This is a genomic window from Paraflavitalea sp., assembly GCF_059502485.1.
Window position 1 is genome coordinate 483693 of sequence record NZ_JCACET010000010.1, and the last position, 16231, is coordinate 499923.

The following is a 16231-nucleotide window of genomic DNA, read 5'->3' on the forward strand; positions in this document are numbered from 1 at the left end:
TTAGCCAACTTCTCTCAAAGCATGTGTCAACCATGTGTGAAAGATGTGTCTCCCATTGGTAAACACCCCCATTTGACACATGGTTGAAGCAACCCTGACACATGGATAAAACAATGTTGCGTGACACAAAACGGGCCGTAAAATAACCGTAACTTGCGCCCTCATTCAACTGTTTTGCAAATGAGCCCCTGGTGGTTAATGATCCCTATTCTTTCGGCCCTGACGGGTTGGTTAACAGTACAATGGGGTGTAAAGCTCTTCCTTGGCCGCGTGCTGCCCCGGCAACGTGCTCAATGGACAGCTCAACTGGCCAAAATAGTGAGCACTGAACTGTTTTCTTCGGATATACTGGAACAAAAGGTGGCCAATCCTGAAAGCTTCGAGAAACTGAGGCCCCAACTGGAGATACATATCGACGATTTCATGCGCCAGGGACTTCCCAAGGCTTTCCCCATCATCAGCAGTTTTATCGGTGAGCGTACCATCGGTCAGCTCAAAGAGATATTCATGAAGGAGCTGGAGACCATTTTCCCGCAGGTGATGCAAGGGTATGTGAAAAACCTGCAGCAGGATCTCAACCTGGAGCAAATGGTGGTGGATAAGGTAAATGCCATCCCAACGGCAAGGATCCAGGCTGCGGCCTACCAGGCCATCGGCAGCCCCGTGAACAAGGCGGCGTTGTTGGCCGGGTTATTTGGGCTTTTGGTCGGAATAATCGAACTGTTCATCGTGTTATCCACCACCGGCGTATTATAACCATCGCTCCTTTAACAATACAACAAACTGAGTTTCAAACATTAGCAACAAGTTCCAAACCACAAAGTGCCTGCATTTGCCATTCATCATAATGTCATAATCACGTCACAAGTTCTACAGGACTTTTGCGTCTAAACCCGTACAATTTTTAATCAAGCTGGTATGAGAAGTTTCCTACTATTTGTTTTATGTGCTGTTTTGTGTAGCCAAAGTATGGCTCAATTTCCCGGAGGCGGGGGCGCAAGGCCCGCCGGAGCTGGAGGAGGAATGCAGAACATCGGCCACTTTTACGGCCGCATCCTCGATGGTAAGACCAATAAAGGCGTCGAAGCTGCGTCTGTGCAGTTGGTCCAAACCAAGATGGACAATGTAACCAAGAAACCTAAAGACACCGTGTTGTCTGGTATGCTCACCCGTGGCAATGGCGACTTCAGCCTGGAAGGTTTGCCGCTGTTTGGCCAATTCCGTCTGAAGATCACAGCTATCGGTTATAAGACCATCGAGCAGAAAGTTGCTTTTGAACTGAAATTCGGTCAGGGTGATATGACCCAGGCAATGAATGCCGTGGATAAAGACCTGGGCAACTTCAAACTGGAGCAGGACGCTCAGGTGATGGATGCCGTTACTGTAACCGGTTCCAAGCCGCTCGTTGAAATGGGTATCGACCGTAAAATATTCAACGTAGAAAAGAACATTACTTCTGCTGGTGGTACTGCCGTAGACGTAATGCGCAATGTGCCTTCTTTAAATGTTGACATAGATGGCAACGTGACGCTGCGCAATGCTGCTCCGCAGATATTTGTAGATGGTCGCCCCACTACCCTCACGCTCGACCAGATCCCTGCTGATGCCATCCAAAGCATCGAGATGATCACCAACCCTTCCGCCAAATTTGACGCAAGTGGTGGTCAGGCAGGTATCCTCAACATCGTTTTAAAGAAGAACCGTAAGGCTGGTTATAATGGTAGCATCCGCGCTGGTATCGACTCCCGCGCCCGTATCAATGCCGGTGGCGACCTCAACGTGCGCCAGGGTAAACTGAACGTGTTTGCCAACGCCATGTACAACCAACGTAAATCGAAAGGCTGGGGTTATACCGATCAGTTGAATACAGTAACTGATCCCAGCATCCTTACGCACCAGGATAATGACCAGGTGAACCGTGGCTCTTTTGCTTTCGGCCGCTTCGGTCTGGATTATTTCATGGACAACCGCAATACGCTCTCTATTTCCCAGTCTATCGTTCGTGGTACTTTCAAGAATGACAACCGGGAAAACTATTTCAGGGATACTGCCGGTAATTTCTTCGAAACGCAGTACCGCAATAGCCTTGGTGAATTCGAGTTCCGCAACTATGGTACACAGCTGAGCTTTAAGCACCTGTTTGCCAAAGCGGGCAAAGAGTGGACTGCAGACGTAAACTACAACCTGAGCAAGAACGACAACAACAGTAATATCTATTCACGCTACTTCTCTGATGCCAATCAGAACAATCCCAAGACCAACGAGTCTTTGCAACAGTCTATGGGCGAGGGTAAGAATACTTTCATCGTAGCGCAGACAGACTTTACCAACCCCATTACAGAGACTATGAAATGGGAAGCTGGTTTGCGTGCACAGATCCGCAAGTCTGAAAGCTTACAGAACATTGCGTTGAATGGTGTAATGAATCCAGAATTCAGCAACAACTTCGATTACACTGATTATGTGTATGCCGGTTATGCTACTTTCTCTCAGAAGATAAAGGACAAATGGAGCTACCAACTGGGCTTGCGCGCAGAAAGCTCCAATTATGATGGCAAGCAAGTGGGCAAGGGTGAATACTCCAACAGTTTCCCCATCAGCTTATTCCCCAGCGTGTTCATCACCCGCTCTTTTGAAAGCAAGCAAGATATCCAGATCAACTATTCACGTCGTGTGAACAGGCCCAACTTCTTCCAGTTGATGCCCAACTTCGATATCTCGAACCAGTTGAGCTACTCTACCGGTAACCCGAACCTGAAGCCAGACTTCACGCACTCACTGGAGTTGTCTTACCAAAAGACGTATGGTCAGAAGAACAACACCTTCCTGGCGACCTTGTTTGGTAAATACACTACCGACCTGATCTCCCGTTACCAATACTGGCAGAAGTTCAATAACACCGACTCTTCTTTCGTATCATCCTGGATCAACGCTTCCAATGCGTATGCTGCCGGTGTGGAACTGGTGTTTCGCAACAACTGGACCAAGTGGTGGGATATGAACTTCAGCACCAACGTGTACTACTCTAAGATCGAAGGCAGCACGCTGACACAGCAACTCACCAATGAACGCACCAGCTGGTCGGCCAAGATCAACAACACGTTCAAGTTTGGTAAAGGCTGGAGCATTCAGCTGAGCGGTGATTATATTTCGAAGAGCGCCTTGCCTGTGAGCACCAGCAGTGGTGGTGCAGGCGGTGGTGGTGGCCGTGGCGGCGGCGGTGGAGGCGGTGGCTTCATGATGGCTACACCTTCTTCTGTGCAAGGTTATATCAATGCCAACTATGGAGCTGATCTGGGCTTGCGCAAAGAGTTCCTGATCAAAAAGAATACAGCTACCATTTCTGTGAACTGGAATGACATCTTCCGTACACGCCGTTACTTTGCTTTCTCTGAATCAAATGGTTTTGCTCAAACCGATTGGAGAAGAAGAGATCCGCAAGTGGTACGTGTTAACTTCAGCTACCGCTTTGGTAAGTTCGATGTGGGCTTGTTCAAACGCAAGAACATGAAGGGTGAATCTGAGGGTATGCAGAACGGTATGCAAGGCATGGGTCAATAATCAACCTGTCTCTATTTTCCCTACGTATACAAAAGAGGGGGCGATTCATCGCCCCCTTTTCATTTTTATGACCAGGACAGGCGCAGGAGTTGAGCGATCAGCTCCTTTAATTGATTCCGGGAAAAGAGTCAATTTGAAAGTTTTAGTATATTTAAGGTATAACCGATCCCCCACAACCATCAAAACCGCTTATGGTCTACTTAATAATTATTGGATTAGTCTTCCTCGGGCTTTGTTATTTATTAAGCTACATTTTCTTCAGAGGTGAACAAGATGAAAGCAAAAGGTTCATAAAAGGGGTGATCATGGGGGTCATTATCGCGGTCTTAGCCATTGGTGGTGGGATTTTCTGGTATTTTAATGATAAGCGTATAACAAAAACCATCAGGGAATGCGAGGGTGCGCATGACGTCAACAAAGAAGATTTCGTTGGGAAATGGGAAACATCCAATGGCTTTTATACTTTCCTTGCCAACGATTCCGTATTGGTCAAATATCATGGTGCAAATGAGCAGCACGGTACCTGGTCGAACGAAGGCAGTATGATATATATCAAAACTCCAACTCCTGACACGGTACGGGAAATATCATTGCGGGTCTGTTATTATAAAAGTAAAACCTTCTATTTTAGAGACATCGTTACTAACGAAAGTTTTACGGCTACCAAAATTACGAGATAAGCACGCAAAGCATGCACCAGAATCTCACTACCACGCTCAACCTTGCCAGGATCGAACAGCAGAAGGGCAATTACGATGCTGCTGCACAACTTTATATCAGCATACTGAATAGCCAGGAAAGCAGCAGTGCTTACTGGGGACTGGCAGTATGTTGTCTTGATGACGTTATCGCCAATAAACTGCACCTGCCCGAAAAGCATGCTTCACTGATCAATGCAACGTTTGATTATTTTGAAAAAATGGCTGGCTGCGCTGATGTGGGTACCCCGAAAGATCATGTGCGTGAAGTATACAACTACACCGAACAAACCGTCAACAACCTGAGTGATTTTATTGTCACGAACATCAAGGGTTATTATCAAAATGAGAACAACGCCAATACACAGGCTGTATGGAACCTGGTGTCACAAAACTGGGGCAACCGGGATAAGGGCAGCACTGTTTATGATGATATCATGAGAGCCCAGGCCGACCAGGAGGCTGCAAAAGCCATTCAGCAATTCAGGCAGGTAGCACAAACGAATGTGTTTAAAGCGAAAGCTGCGTTTAATTTACTGGAAGCATTAAAGAAAGGCATGGACCGGTTTCACCGGCAATATGGAGAAAAAAGATATTTTCTTACTTATCAATTATGGACAACCAATTACGACAGGGAGGTAAAACTTATTCAGTTTGAAGCCATGACGCCTGCTCAGAAAAAAGAATACGAGCAACAACAGGCGACTGCATTGCTTCAGGAAAAGCAGGCTGCTGCCATTGCCGATGTTGGTCATGCTTTCCACGAGCACAAGAAAAACGCCCAGGTATTATTCAAGCACAAGAAATATAGTCTCGCCCTGAAAGCTGCAGAAAAGGCCAGATCGGGCTATCTCTTCGATGATACCGTAAACAGTATTTACTATCAGTCAAAAAAAGCCCACGATTCCAGAAGAAGTATGATCAATTGGATCATATTGATCATCATCATCCTTGTAGCAAGTTTCTTTCTGTTCAAATAGGGACAAGTTTTCCTCAAATAAGCCTTTTTAGGAATATAGGAACAAAGATCAGCGATGCGGCTTTTAAATTCCGCCATTTTTTTATATTTTGATTATGACCAATCAAGCATCGCGTCATGAAACCAATATCCGTTATCCTTATCCTGTCCATTAGTTCAATTTCTTATGGACAAACTTCCCTGGTGAAAAAATACCGCACTGCCGACAGTTTATTACACCTCAGCAAACTTAATGAAGCCTGGCATATCCTGAAAGAGATAGAACCCGTGTGTGATCAAAAGGATACGCTTTACCGCTATATCCTCTGGAGTTATACGGGTGTAACTTCGAGACTGGAAATGCATTACCGGCTAAAGGAAAGATTCGACAGTTCTTTATACTATGGACAGGAGGCATTAAGACTTATCGACAAGAGCGCTCCTTATTACGACTCCACTTTTGGCGACCGTCGATACTGGATGTATAAGAATTTGATTGTAGCCTCTTTCGGTCTTGGAAAGCACGAGCAGGCACAGAAATACCAGGACTTACTGTACAAAGCTTATAAAGGCAAAAAGCTTCCTGAAGGGATTGATCAATATTACAACTTCACATTCTTTACCTGGAAGGGCAAAAACGTATGGGGCTATGAGTGGTACCCCGAATTAGGCGATCCTGAAACGCAGGGCAGCTTCTCCAAGATCGTTTACTATGTATACAGCACCAATGCCGATGGCAGCGATAAAGACCAGCTCTACCGCCTGCACGTGCTGAAGCTTCATAAGACAGATAATAGTACCAAATTCGATTATGTGCTCACCAAGCGGCTGGAAAAAGCCAGCAACGAAGTAAGCGGCACTTTCTATGCTTATACATACAATAAGAAGATCGACTATCTCAAATTGCAAAATGACATCAGGCAAGTGCTGAAAGAAAACTATTATCCCGATACGAGGACAGCAAGCGCTAAGAACTAATTGTTGCAGTAAAGATTAGCCAGCTTTGACCGTAAAGTCAACGTATAAATTTTTATCCGGCTCCCGGAAGAAAGCTTTTGTGAATTCCGCCGCCTCTTTGGCTGTCATCTTTTTCTGTGCCTGCTTGATTTTTGTAGCCAGTGGTGTCTGTTTATTGAAGTCGTAAAACAGGTCTTTTTCATTCATGATCATCAGCCGGCCTTTCGTTTTCAACAGCAGCTCCTGTAGCATTTCGCGGTTGGGCATGGTACTTTTCCACCCATCCGATATGACATCGTAATCCAGGGTAGCCATTGCTGCCAGGTCTTTATGCTCCATCATATTGAGCCCCAGTCGCTGGGCAGTTCCATTATGGCTCATGTGGTGGGCTATCTTGTAAAAAACAGTCCTGCGCAACAGGTCTTGCGTAAAATGCAGTCCTTCTTTTTCGGGCTCTACTCCCTGCCAATTGATCCTATGCCAGCTCGACCAGCTTCCATACTCCGCATCTCCCGGAAAAAGCATCACCCGCTTGCTATCTTCAAATTCAATGGCCAATGCAAGGCTAAGGTTATTGGTCAGGCTATTGATGCGCAACGCAAGGCTTCCCGCACTGAACAACCAGTCGTTATCGATCTTACGCCAATCTTCTTTATCCTCCTCCTTCTTTCCTTCACTTTCGTACAACTTTTGCGTTGAAGATCCTGCTTCTTCATATACCTTTTCAAAAGGCAGTATATTTTCAAGGTGTACAGAAGTTCCCGCACTCAATATCGCTGCTGCAAAAGCATCTGTACCTTTTAGCTTTTTATTATGCGTGTAGCTCTCCCCTTCTCCACCGCCTTCCGTTTCCACTTCGGCCCACTTTTCAGGTGGTCCCAATACATAGAATTTCACTCCTTCCAGGCCGGGCAGATCTTCTTTAATATCTCCGGGATACAGGTATTCGATATTATCCTGTGCGATCTCTTTTTTTACAATGCGCATACCTTCAAGAAACCCTTTGTACTGACCAGGCTTGCCGTCCAAATGCAGGTCGGCAAAGTTTTGCAGCGCAGCAGCAAAGACCTGCTTGGCCCCTAAGATGGCCAACCCATTCGCATCCTTTTGCATAGTTGCTTTCGTAGCAGGGTCTTTCATCGCTGCATCTATTTTTTCAGCAGCCATGGCAAGCGCCTTCTTCTTTTCGCCATGTTCCGTTTTCCAACGCTTTATTTTGGAAAGGCTGTCATTTTCCGACCACCCCATCCATATCTGCTTTACTTCAAAATCATCTGTGAACAGGTCGGCACATTTCTCGAAAACGGATACATGGTCCGTATGTTCATGGGTTATCACCAGAAGGTCTACGCTATTTTTAACATACGCTTTCAAGTCGGTGATATATTCTTTTAAATGCTCTTTGCTTCCACTCCACACACCGCAATCAATCATCATCTTGAAGCGTTCTTCCTTTTTGGCGAAGAATTTAATAATAAAGCAATCGCCTGTACCCATACAGTACATGCGTACCGTTGCGTGGGTGATCTTATCGGCTGATGTATTAGCTGGCATAGAATAAATTAATGGTGTAAAAAAGCAAATGGTTCATTGATGTTATTGTGTAGCCCATTACCGAAGTACAAGCTGTACTCACTCATGTGCATCATGCCTTCATCCTGCTGATAGTCGTACTGCTTTTGTATCCTTTCCTGGTCTATTTCGTGTATCCCGGCACTTAGTTTTGGTATATCCAGCAATGGTTTGGAAACTATATATTTCAACTCCAGTGTATCCAGGTCGAAGATCATGGTACAGCCACCGAACAGCAGAAATTCATTACTGCTTCGCTCTTTTACTGACGAAGGATCGAAATGTTCTTTAAAGACGCCATTCTCCATCCTTATGCCACTACGTTGTACCAAAGAAAAAACGATCTGGCTCACCAGGTTGCCCTGTGGCCCTACCCGGGAAACCATCCGCAGGTTCTGGATCTGGAAAGAAGGCCCTTCCCCGTCCTTGTATTGATTGGAGGTTCGGATCCCATACGCTTTCCAATTACCATTGAATACAAGCCCCGTCAGTTCTTCAAACTCCTGTTTGTTGTCAAAGTCTGACAAAATGCGGTTATGCAATCCCTGGATCTTTACCTGTGAATCATGAGCGGCCCCTCCGATATATTTCTTAGCGATATCATATATTTTTTTCCGGTCCGTTTCATAAGTTATCTCTCTCCGGTATTCGCGCAGAAACTTAACAATGATCTTAAATAGCTCTCTCGTTTCGGGAGAAACGGACTCACCGCGCCTTAAGCCCAGGCTGTCCACGCTTAACGATTTCAAGCCCTGCGGGTAAATACCCCTTCGCCTGAATGACTCGATGAAGGCCAGGCGGTAATCTCTGCTATCATCTTTTACCAGGTCTGTATCTGCAGTAATGATCGCCCGGAGATAATCGCCAAACGTAATATCCACCGGTGGGCAATAATCCAGTGCCCTTATACACATGCTCAATACATGCCCGGCCGCCTTGGAGGCTTCCGATGCCAGACGATTGACGAGGTCGGGATGCAATTCTCCCTGCGGCAGCACGCCTGTTCCGCCGGTTGCCAGGCGCAACAGGTCTTTGACCCGGTTTTTATAAATGGTAATAAAAGCTTCGAACACAGCCGATACGAGGATGCTTCCCCGTTTATGCGGTTCCATCACCTGACCATACTCTTCACCCGTAGGCTTAGTGGGTACCCATTCTTTGGTAACGGGATCTGTTTTGCCAAGGGCATCGCGCAAGGCGCCGTAACTGCCAATGGCACTTCCAAACTCCTGCGCCAGTTGCCCCAGGAGATTCTGGGCAGCAAGGTCGCCTCTTGTTTGGGCAATCTGGTGCTTCAATACATCCGGGAAAGTAAAGTGCTGGAACAGGGCCACGATATCGGCAAAAGCTTCGTGAAATGCCAGCACATCGGGGTTGGAGGCCTCCGCGTAAGCCGGGTACATACCGTCCAGTATAGCATGTGTTAGTTCATGGGCAATGATATCATGACTTAAGCAGGTAAAGACATATGAATTGGGCATGTGCAGGGTGCTGTTGGCCGGGGTGGATTCGAAATAACCAAACAGCAGGGCCTTTTTCTGGGGGCTGTAGTAGGCGTTGGCATCCCGCAATGCATGGGGATAGATTCGCAGCTTTGGCACATACGTTTCAAAAACTTTAGGATCACTTACCCGCCGCGATGCCCAGATCACTTTCCTACCCAACGCCTGCTCAAAATGCTGAATGGTAGTCATAGCAACAGCATACACCATCTGCTGGTGGAATTGGGGATTCGTCTCTGCCGGCTCCAGTCCATCCTGTGCCAGCAGGTCAGGATCATCCAACCATACCGGCGAGTAATACTTGCCGGTAGTGGGGTCGAAGTCAACGACTTCGAGGTACTCTCCCACGGGGCCAGCTTGTAGCTTGACCTCCCAGGGAATTTTATAAACTATATTATTGATAACAGCGGTATCAACTTTAAGCGACAATGAAGGGTCAAATGCATAACCCCTAAGCTTGCGGAATGGGGGCTTTTTATTAGTAGGAGGCATAAACTTACATTGAGTAATGTGATCCTGTAAGTTGTATTAATCGGGGAACAATAAATACGTGAAAAACACGGTCTTTTCGACAGGGCTTTTATAGATACTTTACATCTTAAATACCAGATCATAATGGCTCATAATCTATGGCAGCAATTTATTCTACATCCTGTTGGCCAGGGTCTTTTTTATTCCGGAGAAGTGTATGTTGACGCTCTTTATAAAACAGAAGCACATTTCCATTTTGTGATGGATTGCGGTAGCCTCAATAGAAACAACATCAAAGATGAAGTTACCCTGTACAGGGAAACACCGCCGGGGAAAAAAAACATCATTGATCTCCTGATCATTTCTCACTTCGACGCCGATCATGTCAATTATATTGGCAGTTTATTAAAGGACAAAAAAGTTAAAACGATCGTAGCACCTTTTCTGAACTTTACAGAACGGCTGTTCCTCCTACTCCAGGCGATAGAACAAAAACTGGTAAACCCCAATGATCCTGATGATTCTTTCACCATTTCTCTGATCTTAGATCCTGCAGGAACTTTATCGCCTTACCTGGACAATAATGATGGTCAATTTATTTTGATCGATAGCGATCCAGAGAACCCACCATTTCTGCCGCCCGGAGAAGGAGACCTGTCCCGGGAACAGGACGAACCTACTGAAGGGAACGACAATCTCGCTTTTAGTATTGAGCCACTTTTTCCACTGATGGCCCTGCAAGACGACGCATTTAAATCAACCGATTTCTCAAAAACTAAAGTGGCCAAGGACTCCAGCAAAGGTTATTTATTAAAGTGGCAAAGACAGGTAATGGAATTCCTTTTCTATCGAAAAAGCATTGGGGATGACGATAACGAGTTTTTCAAAATAGTGTATGAGCTTTTTATAAAAAAATTTGAGGATCAATTTACTATCCCTTCAGCACCAACAATGGATGAAATCATTAAAGCTGTAAGGAATATAGCTTCTGCTACCATTATAAAAAAGTTTTTCGCCAAAGCACTAAAAGAAGTAAAGGGTATCGATTTACCAGAAGACGATATCATCAATATGAATACTACAGCCTTATGTCTATTGCATTATAACCTACCTTCATTTGTTTATCATATTAAAAAAGAACAAAAAGATACTGGAGTTTTATCATTCACAGATACTATTCAGCAATTCGATGGTTGCTCAAAAACCAGAATAAAAAGAGCATACAATAAGAATAACATAGATAAAGTTGATTACTACAACAGACCTCATACTTATAGTATTCCTAATGCGCTATTAACTTCCGATTCGTTCCTGTTAGCCAAAGCAGACGTCGAAGCATTTTATAAAAGGTATCAAAATTACTGGGACAAATACTGGCTTTTTCAGATACCTCATCATGGCTCAAGGCATAATGCCGACAAAGATCTTCTTAGCAGGTTGTCTTCATCGCAAGTGCTCTTTCTTAACTATGGTATAAAAAAAGAATGGGGAGGAATCTGGCGTCATCCCTCTCCCATTCTGATTAATGATTTGGAAGCTACTGGTCATACCGGCGTTATTCACTCCATTAACGAGACCAATGGCATATTATTTAATTTCGTTTTATACTAATCACCTGAATGCCATAACGCACGTAAATAAAATTACTTACACCATTACTTCGCCAGCAATCCACCGGGTATCTTCCCTTCTGTTGTCGGGAAAGGAATGTTTAACAACTTAGCAATAAGTGGAGCTATATCACGCAGGTTCATTTCTTTGATCTCGCTGCCTTTTTTGATACCAGGGCCGGCAGCTACAAAGCCGGTGCGTATTTCCTGGAAATCGGGAAAGAACCCATGCGCACCACCCTTGCCATTCCGGATGGGTTCACCGGTTACTGTATTACCGAAAGTAGTGCCGTCTTCGCCACTGAGCGCAAAAGCCACTTCAGGATTACCACCTACTTTATCCAGTTGTCTGCGGTCGATAATGCGGAACAGTTTCTTTTCTTCAGCAGGCAGGTTGGCCAATATCTCTTTTACCTGTGCCAGTGTTTGCTTGTCGTTAGGGTCTTTGAGGTATAAATAGCTGGAGCCACCTGTTGAATAAAACTGCGCTTTCCATTCATCTTTTTTGATGTCGGTGATGATGCCCGCTTTTGCCAGCCATATATTGGGGTGTACGTTCTTCTTCACATCCATAAAACCATGATCACCTGTTACGATCAACACAGTCTTTTCCCAGATGCCAGCCTCCTTCAAAGCACCTATAATAATACCTACGCTGCTATCTGCATCAGCTACGGCAGCCTCTACCAGGTTGCCCTGACGGCCTTGCTCATGCTCGTAGTGGTCTACTGAGAAGAAGTGGATCGTCATCAGACCGGGCTTGTCTTTTTTGATCACGTAGGCGGCAATGGCAGCTACGTTATGATCTTTGCCATATTCGATCTTAGTAGCATCATTGAACACGTTTTTCTTCAGATCGGCAATGAAGCCTTCGGGTTTTGAATATTTTTCACGAATAGCTTCGCCCATGCCGCCAATGTCGGGAATATTGTATTTCACCGGTGCATCGGCAGATACAGGCCAGCACAGCGCGGCAGTGATCATTCCTTTTTCCTGTGCCGCTTTCCAGAGTGTGGGCACTTTGATAGAGCTGTCATTGTTCCAATAGCTTTTGCCAGTGGAGCCCGTGGGTTCGAACATGCCATTATAATAAACTCCATGCTTTGCGGGCCATACGCCTGTTACGATGGTCGTATGTGAAGGATAGGTCATGGAAGGAAACACACTGTTCACGCCTTTGGCATGTGTGCCCTGCTGCATCAGCTGACGAAGGTTGGGCGTGTTCCAGGAGGGTTGCAGGTAGAAATCGGGGCGGAAGCCATCTATGGTCACCACGACCACGTGTTCGGCAGTTTGGGCAATAACACGGCTTACAGCTACTAACAAGAGCGTAAAAAGAACCAGCTTTTTCATATAAGTAAAGATTCGGGAAGATTAACCAATAAAATGAAGCCGCAAAGGTATTGGCAATGAGAAGTATAGCATGTTATTTCTGTATTATCCCTGCTGCCTAAATACAAAAGGATATTATTTACGTATATGATATCAAAGGCTTCTGATTATGAACAAAATGTCATTGTTCATATACCTTTGCCTGTATATGCTATCCCCTTTAACAGCACAGGATATGAACCCAACCAAACGATCGTATCTCGCCTTAGGCGACTCTTACACTATTGGCGAAGGTGTTCCCGACACCGCCAACTTCCCTCACCAGGCAGTACAATTGTTGAACCAGACAGGCTATCCGTTTGGTGATCCTACCATCATTGCCAAAACAGGATGGACGACGGATGAGCTGCAACAGGCCATTACCAAGGCCGGCCCCGGCAACCATTATGATATGGTGTCGCTGCTCATTGGTGTCAACAACCAGTACCGTGGCCGCAGCAGTACGGAATATGCCGAAGAGTTTGAATCGTTGCTACAACAGGCTATCGGTTTCGCCGGCCAGCAACCTCAACATGTGTTTGTATTGTCTATCCCCGACTGGGGTGCTACGCCTTTTGCAGAAGGCAGGGACCGCGCGCAGATAGCCCGGGAGATCGATGAATACAATGCCATCAACAAAGCCATTACCCAAAAATATGGCGTGCATTATATCGATATTACACCCGGCACGCGGGAAGCGGCCACTGATGCCTCACTCGTTACTACAGACCATCTGCACCCTTCCGGCAAGGAATATAGCCGCTGGGCGGAGAAGCTGGCGAATGCAGTGAAGAAGGGTTGATATGTTAATAAGTTGAGAAGTTGAAAGGGGAAGGCAGTTATTGCCATTTTACGCATTTCCTGTTAAATTGCGGCCTCATGGAAACGCAACAACCATCAAATTCTCCGATAGCACAACAGCCCCCTGTCCTTAAATTAAGCTGGAGAGAGAAGTATGCCGGCATCCTGGTATTATTCATTGGTCTCGTGTACCTCGCATGGCAGGTAATTGATTTTCTGTCTTCCAAATCCGGCGCTTATGCAGTGAACGATGGCAGCCTCAATATCAATAAGAGTGAACTCTTCAATCATATACGGTCCATTATTTCCATCATACTTGCCCTTACCGGCGGTCTCCTGCTTTTAAACAGGAAAAGGGCTGGCTGGGTGATCGGCGTAGCGCTTTTATTCCTGCTACTGATCATTGCTTCAGGCATCATGGTAGCCGGTTATTCAATTGCAGATACGGTTAGTAAAATATCAGGAGGTGCAGTAGTTTTCCTGCTGTTGCTGGCGCTGATCTTTTTACTGCTGCCATCAGCCCGGCTAAAATACAAAGTGGGCAAGCGCACTTACTTACCCACTCTTGTGTTGATATTGATCCTGGCTGTACTCTATTTTTTCTTACAATAAGTCGCCTTCGTCTATCTGGTAGCGCTCTTTGATCTTGCGCATCACCTCATCCATGGAAGCGCGGTGGTCTTTGGGATTCCACTCTCCCCGCTCCCACTTGTCCAGCTCCTCATCAATATGCTTTTGTTGCAAAGCAGTGAGTTTATCGGCCAACTGGTCCGACACTTCTTTCTGCTTGCGGTAAAAGGCCTTCTTCTTTTCGGAGGTTAGTTCCTTGTCCTTCCGCATATCGTTTTCAGAAGCAGCCATCAGAGTCAATTCTTCTTTAGCCAATGCAATATCATATGGGCCAACAGGCATAATGAGTTTGGACAAAATAGGGCCCACTTCTATCAGAATGATCAGCATGGATAGCAACAGACTTGTCCAGAACACACTACTTTCTTCACCCGCCAGATCAGTGAGGGCCTTATTGCGTTCGAGAAAACCTACATTGGCTTTGGCAGCAGCCTCGTATTGTTTGCGCTTGTCTTGCAAGGATGTCTTAGCCCCTGCCAGAATGCTGTCCTGCCGGGCGATATCAGTTTGCAACTGTAATAACTCAGGACCATATTGTTCACGGGCAGCGCTAAAAGCATTCATCTTCAGCCTTGTCAGCTCCTGCACACCCCGTTGTCCTGAGCCACCGGTGCCATCGGCTTCCTGCACATAAGATTGCTGCAAGCGGTGCAGGGTATCTTCAATAGACAGTTTGCGGCCCATCAGGCGGTTGCGTTCTGCTTCCGTGGTTTGCATCAGGGCCGTATTCTCTGCCTGCAGCAGGCTGTCGTTGAGTTGAATTTTCTTGTGGATATTCTCCACCACTTTTGTGTCGATCTCCTTTTCAAAGATCTTGAGTTCCAATGGCCGGGCGATGGTAACACCGATCAGCAGGGCCAGCGCAAGGCGCGGCACCGCCATCCAAAGCTGTTTACGCTTGCTTACGCCATACTTGCGCATGGTGGATACCAGGAACCGGTCGAAATTGAAAATGATCAGCCCCCAGATGACGGCAAACAGCAGCGTCCATCCTATGTTATTGAATATGCTGTAAATAGCATAGCCCGATGAGATGGCGGCCAGCACGAATGTAGCCAGGATCACACCACCCAGACCGCTGTATTTACTGTGCTCGGAAGGGAATTGTTTCAGCAATTGCTGGTGGGCGCCGGAGCACCACCACAGGAAGTTGTTGTCGGAACGTTTACCACTATCTCCGCTAAAGGAGTCATACGCGTACAGGTCATTGCCCTGCACAGGTTCTTTGGCAGCCATAAGAATGCTTTAATAGTTGAAGTGTAATAATTAAGCGATAGCGGTTGAAGTGGAACGAGAATACAACGGCAAATAAACGGATTAATTGCAAATGAAAAGTGAAAACGGAGCACGAATCAGGCCAGTTGCATCAATTAATCGGTGTAGTATGGAGGGATTACCGGTTAACCGGCAACAGTATTAGTCTTTGTAAATATCAAAATCAGCAAAAATCACCTTTCCGAAGTCCTTTGTAGTGTAAGTCTTTTTAGTGGGCTTTTCCTCCCCCATCGTATCCTCGGTCTCGTGCCCATCCTTGTGCAGCAGCCAGGTGCTGTCGGCCGGTGAATATTTGAACGTCACGATGCGTGTCCAGCGATGCCTGCTGCCGCCATAATGCTCAACGGAAAAGTAGCCGTTTTTGATCGCCAACTTTTGATAAGGATCGCCCAATACACCACCACAGGAATAACAGTATACGGCGTTATCACTTTGAGCAGCCAGGTTATAATGTTCCCCATTCTCACCGGTCAATATCAGTAAACGTCTTTTTACCGGTTCGTCGCCCAAGCTTGATAATGAATCCTCGCCTTTCTTTCCGAGTAATATCAGGAAATCAACGTCATTATCAAGGTTCAGGTCGCCACTGCAGGTGTCGATAATGAAGTAGCCATCGGGAATATGGGTAAGTACCTGCCTTACCGTGGCAACAATCGGAGTTTTTGTTGATTGGTCTTCACTAACAGCAGTGCCGGGCTTCAATGAGTCATTGGACGACACAGTAGTTGTAGAATCTTTGGGAGGGGTTGTTCCATTTTCAGGCTTATTGCCACACCCTGCCAATATCAACATAAGCAGGGCAGGTACTACATACTTTTTCATAGG

Annotated in this window: 13 protein-coding genes; 8 read left to right on the forward strand and 5 right to left on the reverse strand. The window is 46.0% G+C overall.

The genetic code is table 11. The annotated features are described in order from the left end of the window. Nucleotides 1-153: 153 nt before the first annotated feature. From AC5JBY_RS19245 to AC5JBY_RS19265, 5 genes are all read left to right on the forward strand, one after another. Nucleotides 154-756 (forward strand): DUF445 domain-containing protein, encoded by a 603-nt coding sequence (locus AC5JBY_RS19245; protein ID WP_495906267.1) that lies wholly within the window; start codon nucleotides 154-156, stop codon nucleotides 754-756. Nucleotides 757-969: 213 nt separating this feature from the next. Next, nucleotides 970-3561 carry a TonB-dependent receptor gene (locus AC5JBY_RS19250; protein ID WP_495906268.1) on the forward strand — a complete coding sequence of 864 codons (2592 nt, stop codon included), beginning with the start codon at nucleotides 970-972 and terminating at the stop codon, nucleotides 3559-3561. 191 nt (nucleotides 3562-3752) lie between these two features. Next, nucleotides 3753-4241, forward strand: coding sequence for a hypothetical protein (locus tag AC5JBY_RS19255; protein WP_495906269.1), 489 nt, complete (start codon nucleotides 3753-3755; stop codon nucleotides 4239-4241). Nucleotides 4242-4252: 11 nt separating this feature from the next. After that, nucleotides 4253-5239: a hypothetical protein gene (locus AC5JBY_RS19260; protein WP_495906270.1), complete on the forward strand. Its 987-nt coding sequence runs from the start codon at nucleotides 4253-4255 to the stop codon at nucleotides 5237-5239. Between the two features lie 116 nt (nucleotides 5240-5355). Continuing rightward, entirely contained in the window at nucleotides 5356-6195 is an 840-nt protein-coding gene (locus AC5JBY_RS19265; protein WP_495906271.1) for a hypothetical protein, read from the forward strand. 15 nt (nucleotides 6196-6210) lie between these two features. Here AC5JBY_RS19265 and AC5JBY_RS19270 read toward each other — a convergent pair whose 3' ends face one another. Together AC5JBY_RS19270 and AC5JBY_RS19275 are read right to left on the reverse strand one after the other, a co-directional pair. Continuing rightward, complete coding sequence (locus tag AC5JBY_RS19270; protein WP_495906272.1) at nucleotides 6211-7728, reverse strand: hypothetical protein; 1518 nt, start codon at nucleotides 7726-7728, stop codon at nucleotides 6211-6213. Nucleotides 7729-7736: 8 nt separating this feature from the next. Then, a complete protein-coding gene (locus AC5JBY_RS19275) occupies nucleotides 7737-9740 on the reverse strand; it encodes a hypothetical protein (RefSeq protein ID WP_495906273.1) in 2004 nt (667 codons plus the stop codon). 123 nt (nucleotides 9741-9863) lie between these two features. On the opposite strand from AC5JBY_RS19275, the gene AC5JBY_RS19280 reads away from it, so the two are divergent. Continuing rightward, nucleotides 9864-11330, forward strand: a complete 1467-nt coding sequence (locus tag AC5JBY_RS19280; protein WP_495906274.1) for a ComEC/Rec2 family competence protein — start codon at nucleotides 9864-9866, stop codon at nucleotides 11328-11330. A gap of 44 nt (nucleotides 11331-11374) precedes the next feature. Here AC5JBY_RS19280 and AC5JBY_RS19285 read toward each other — a convergent pair whose 3' ends face one another. Beyond that, nucleotides 11375-12682, reverse strand: a complete 1308-nt coding sequence (locus AC5JBY_RS19285; protein ID WP_495906275.1) for an alkaline phosphatase family protein — start codon at nucleotides 12680-12682, stop codon at nucleotides 11375-11377. A 214-nt stretch (nucleotides 12683-12896) separates the two neighbouring features. Here AC5JBY_RS19285 and AC5JBY_RS19290 point away from each other — a divergent pair, with 214 nt between their 5' ends. Then, nucleotides 12897-13502 (forward strand): SGNH/GDSL hydrolase family protein, encoded by a 606-nt coding sequence (locus tag AC5JBY_RS19290; RefSeq protein ID WP_495906276.1) that lies wholly within the window; start codon nucleotides 12897-12899, stop codon nucleotides 13500-13502. A gap of 77 nt (nucleotides 13503-13579) precedes the next feature. Continuing rightward, entirely contained in the window at nucleotides 13580-14113 is a 534-nt protein-coding gene (locus AC5JBY_RS19295; protein ID WP_495906277.1) for a hypothetical protein, read from the forward strand. Here AC5JBY_RS19295 and AC5JBY_RS19300 read toward each other — a convergent pair. Together AC5JBY_RS19300 and AC5JBY_RS19305 are read right to left on the reverse strand one after the other, a co-directional pair. Next, nucleotides 14105-15367: a DUF4407 domain-containing protein gene (locus AC5JBY_RS19300; protein WP_495906278.1), complete on the reverse strand. Its 1263-nt coding sequence runs from the start codon at nucleotides 15365-15367 to the stop codon at nucleotides 14105-14107. The genes AC5JBY_RS19295 and AC5JBY_RS19300 overlap by 9 nt on opposite strands. A 180-nt stretch (nucleotides 15368-15547) precedes the next feature. Further along, nucleotides 15548-16228, reverse strand: a complete 681-nt coding sequence (locus AC5JBY_RS19305; RefSeq protein ID WP_495906279.1) for a putative periplasmic lipoprotein — start codon at nucleotides 16226-16228, stop codon at nucleotides 15548-15550. Nucleotides 16229-16231 lie beyond the last annotated feature (3 nt).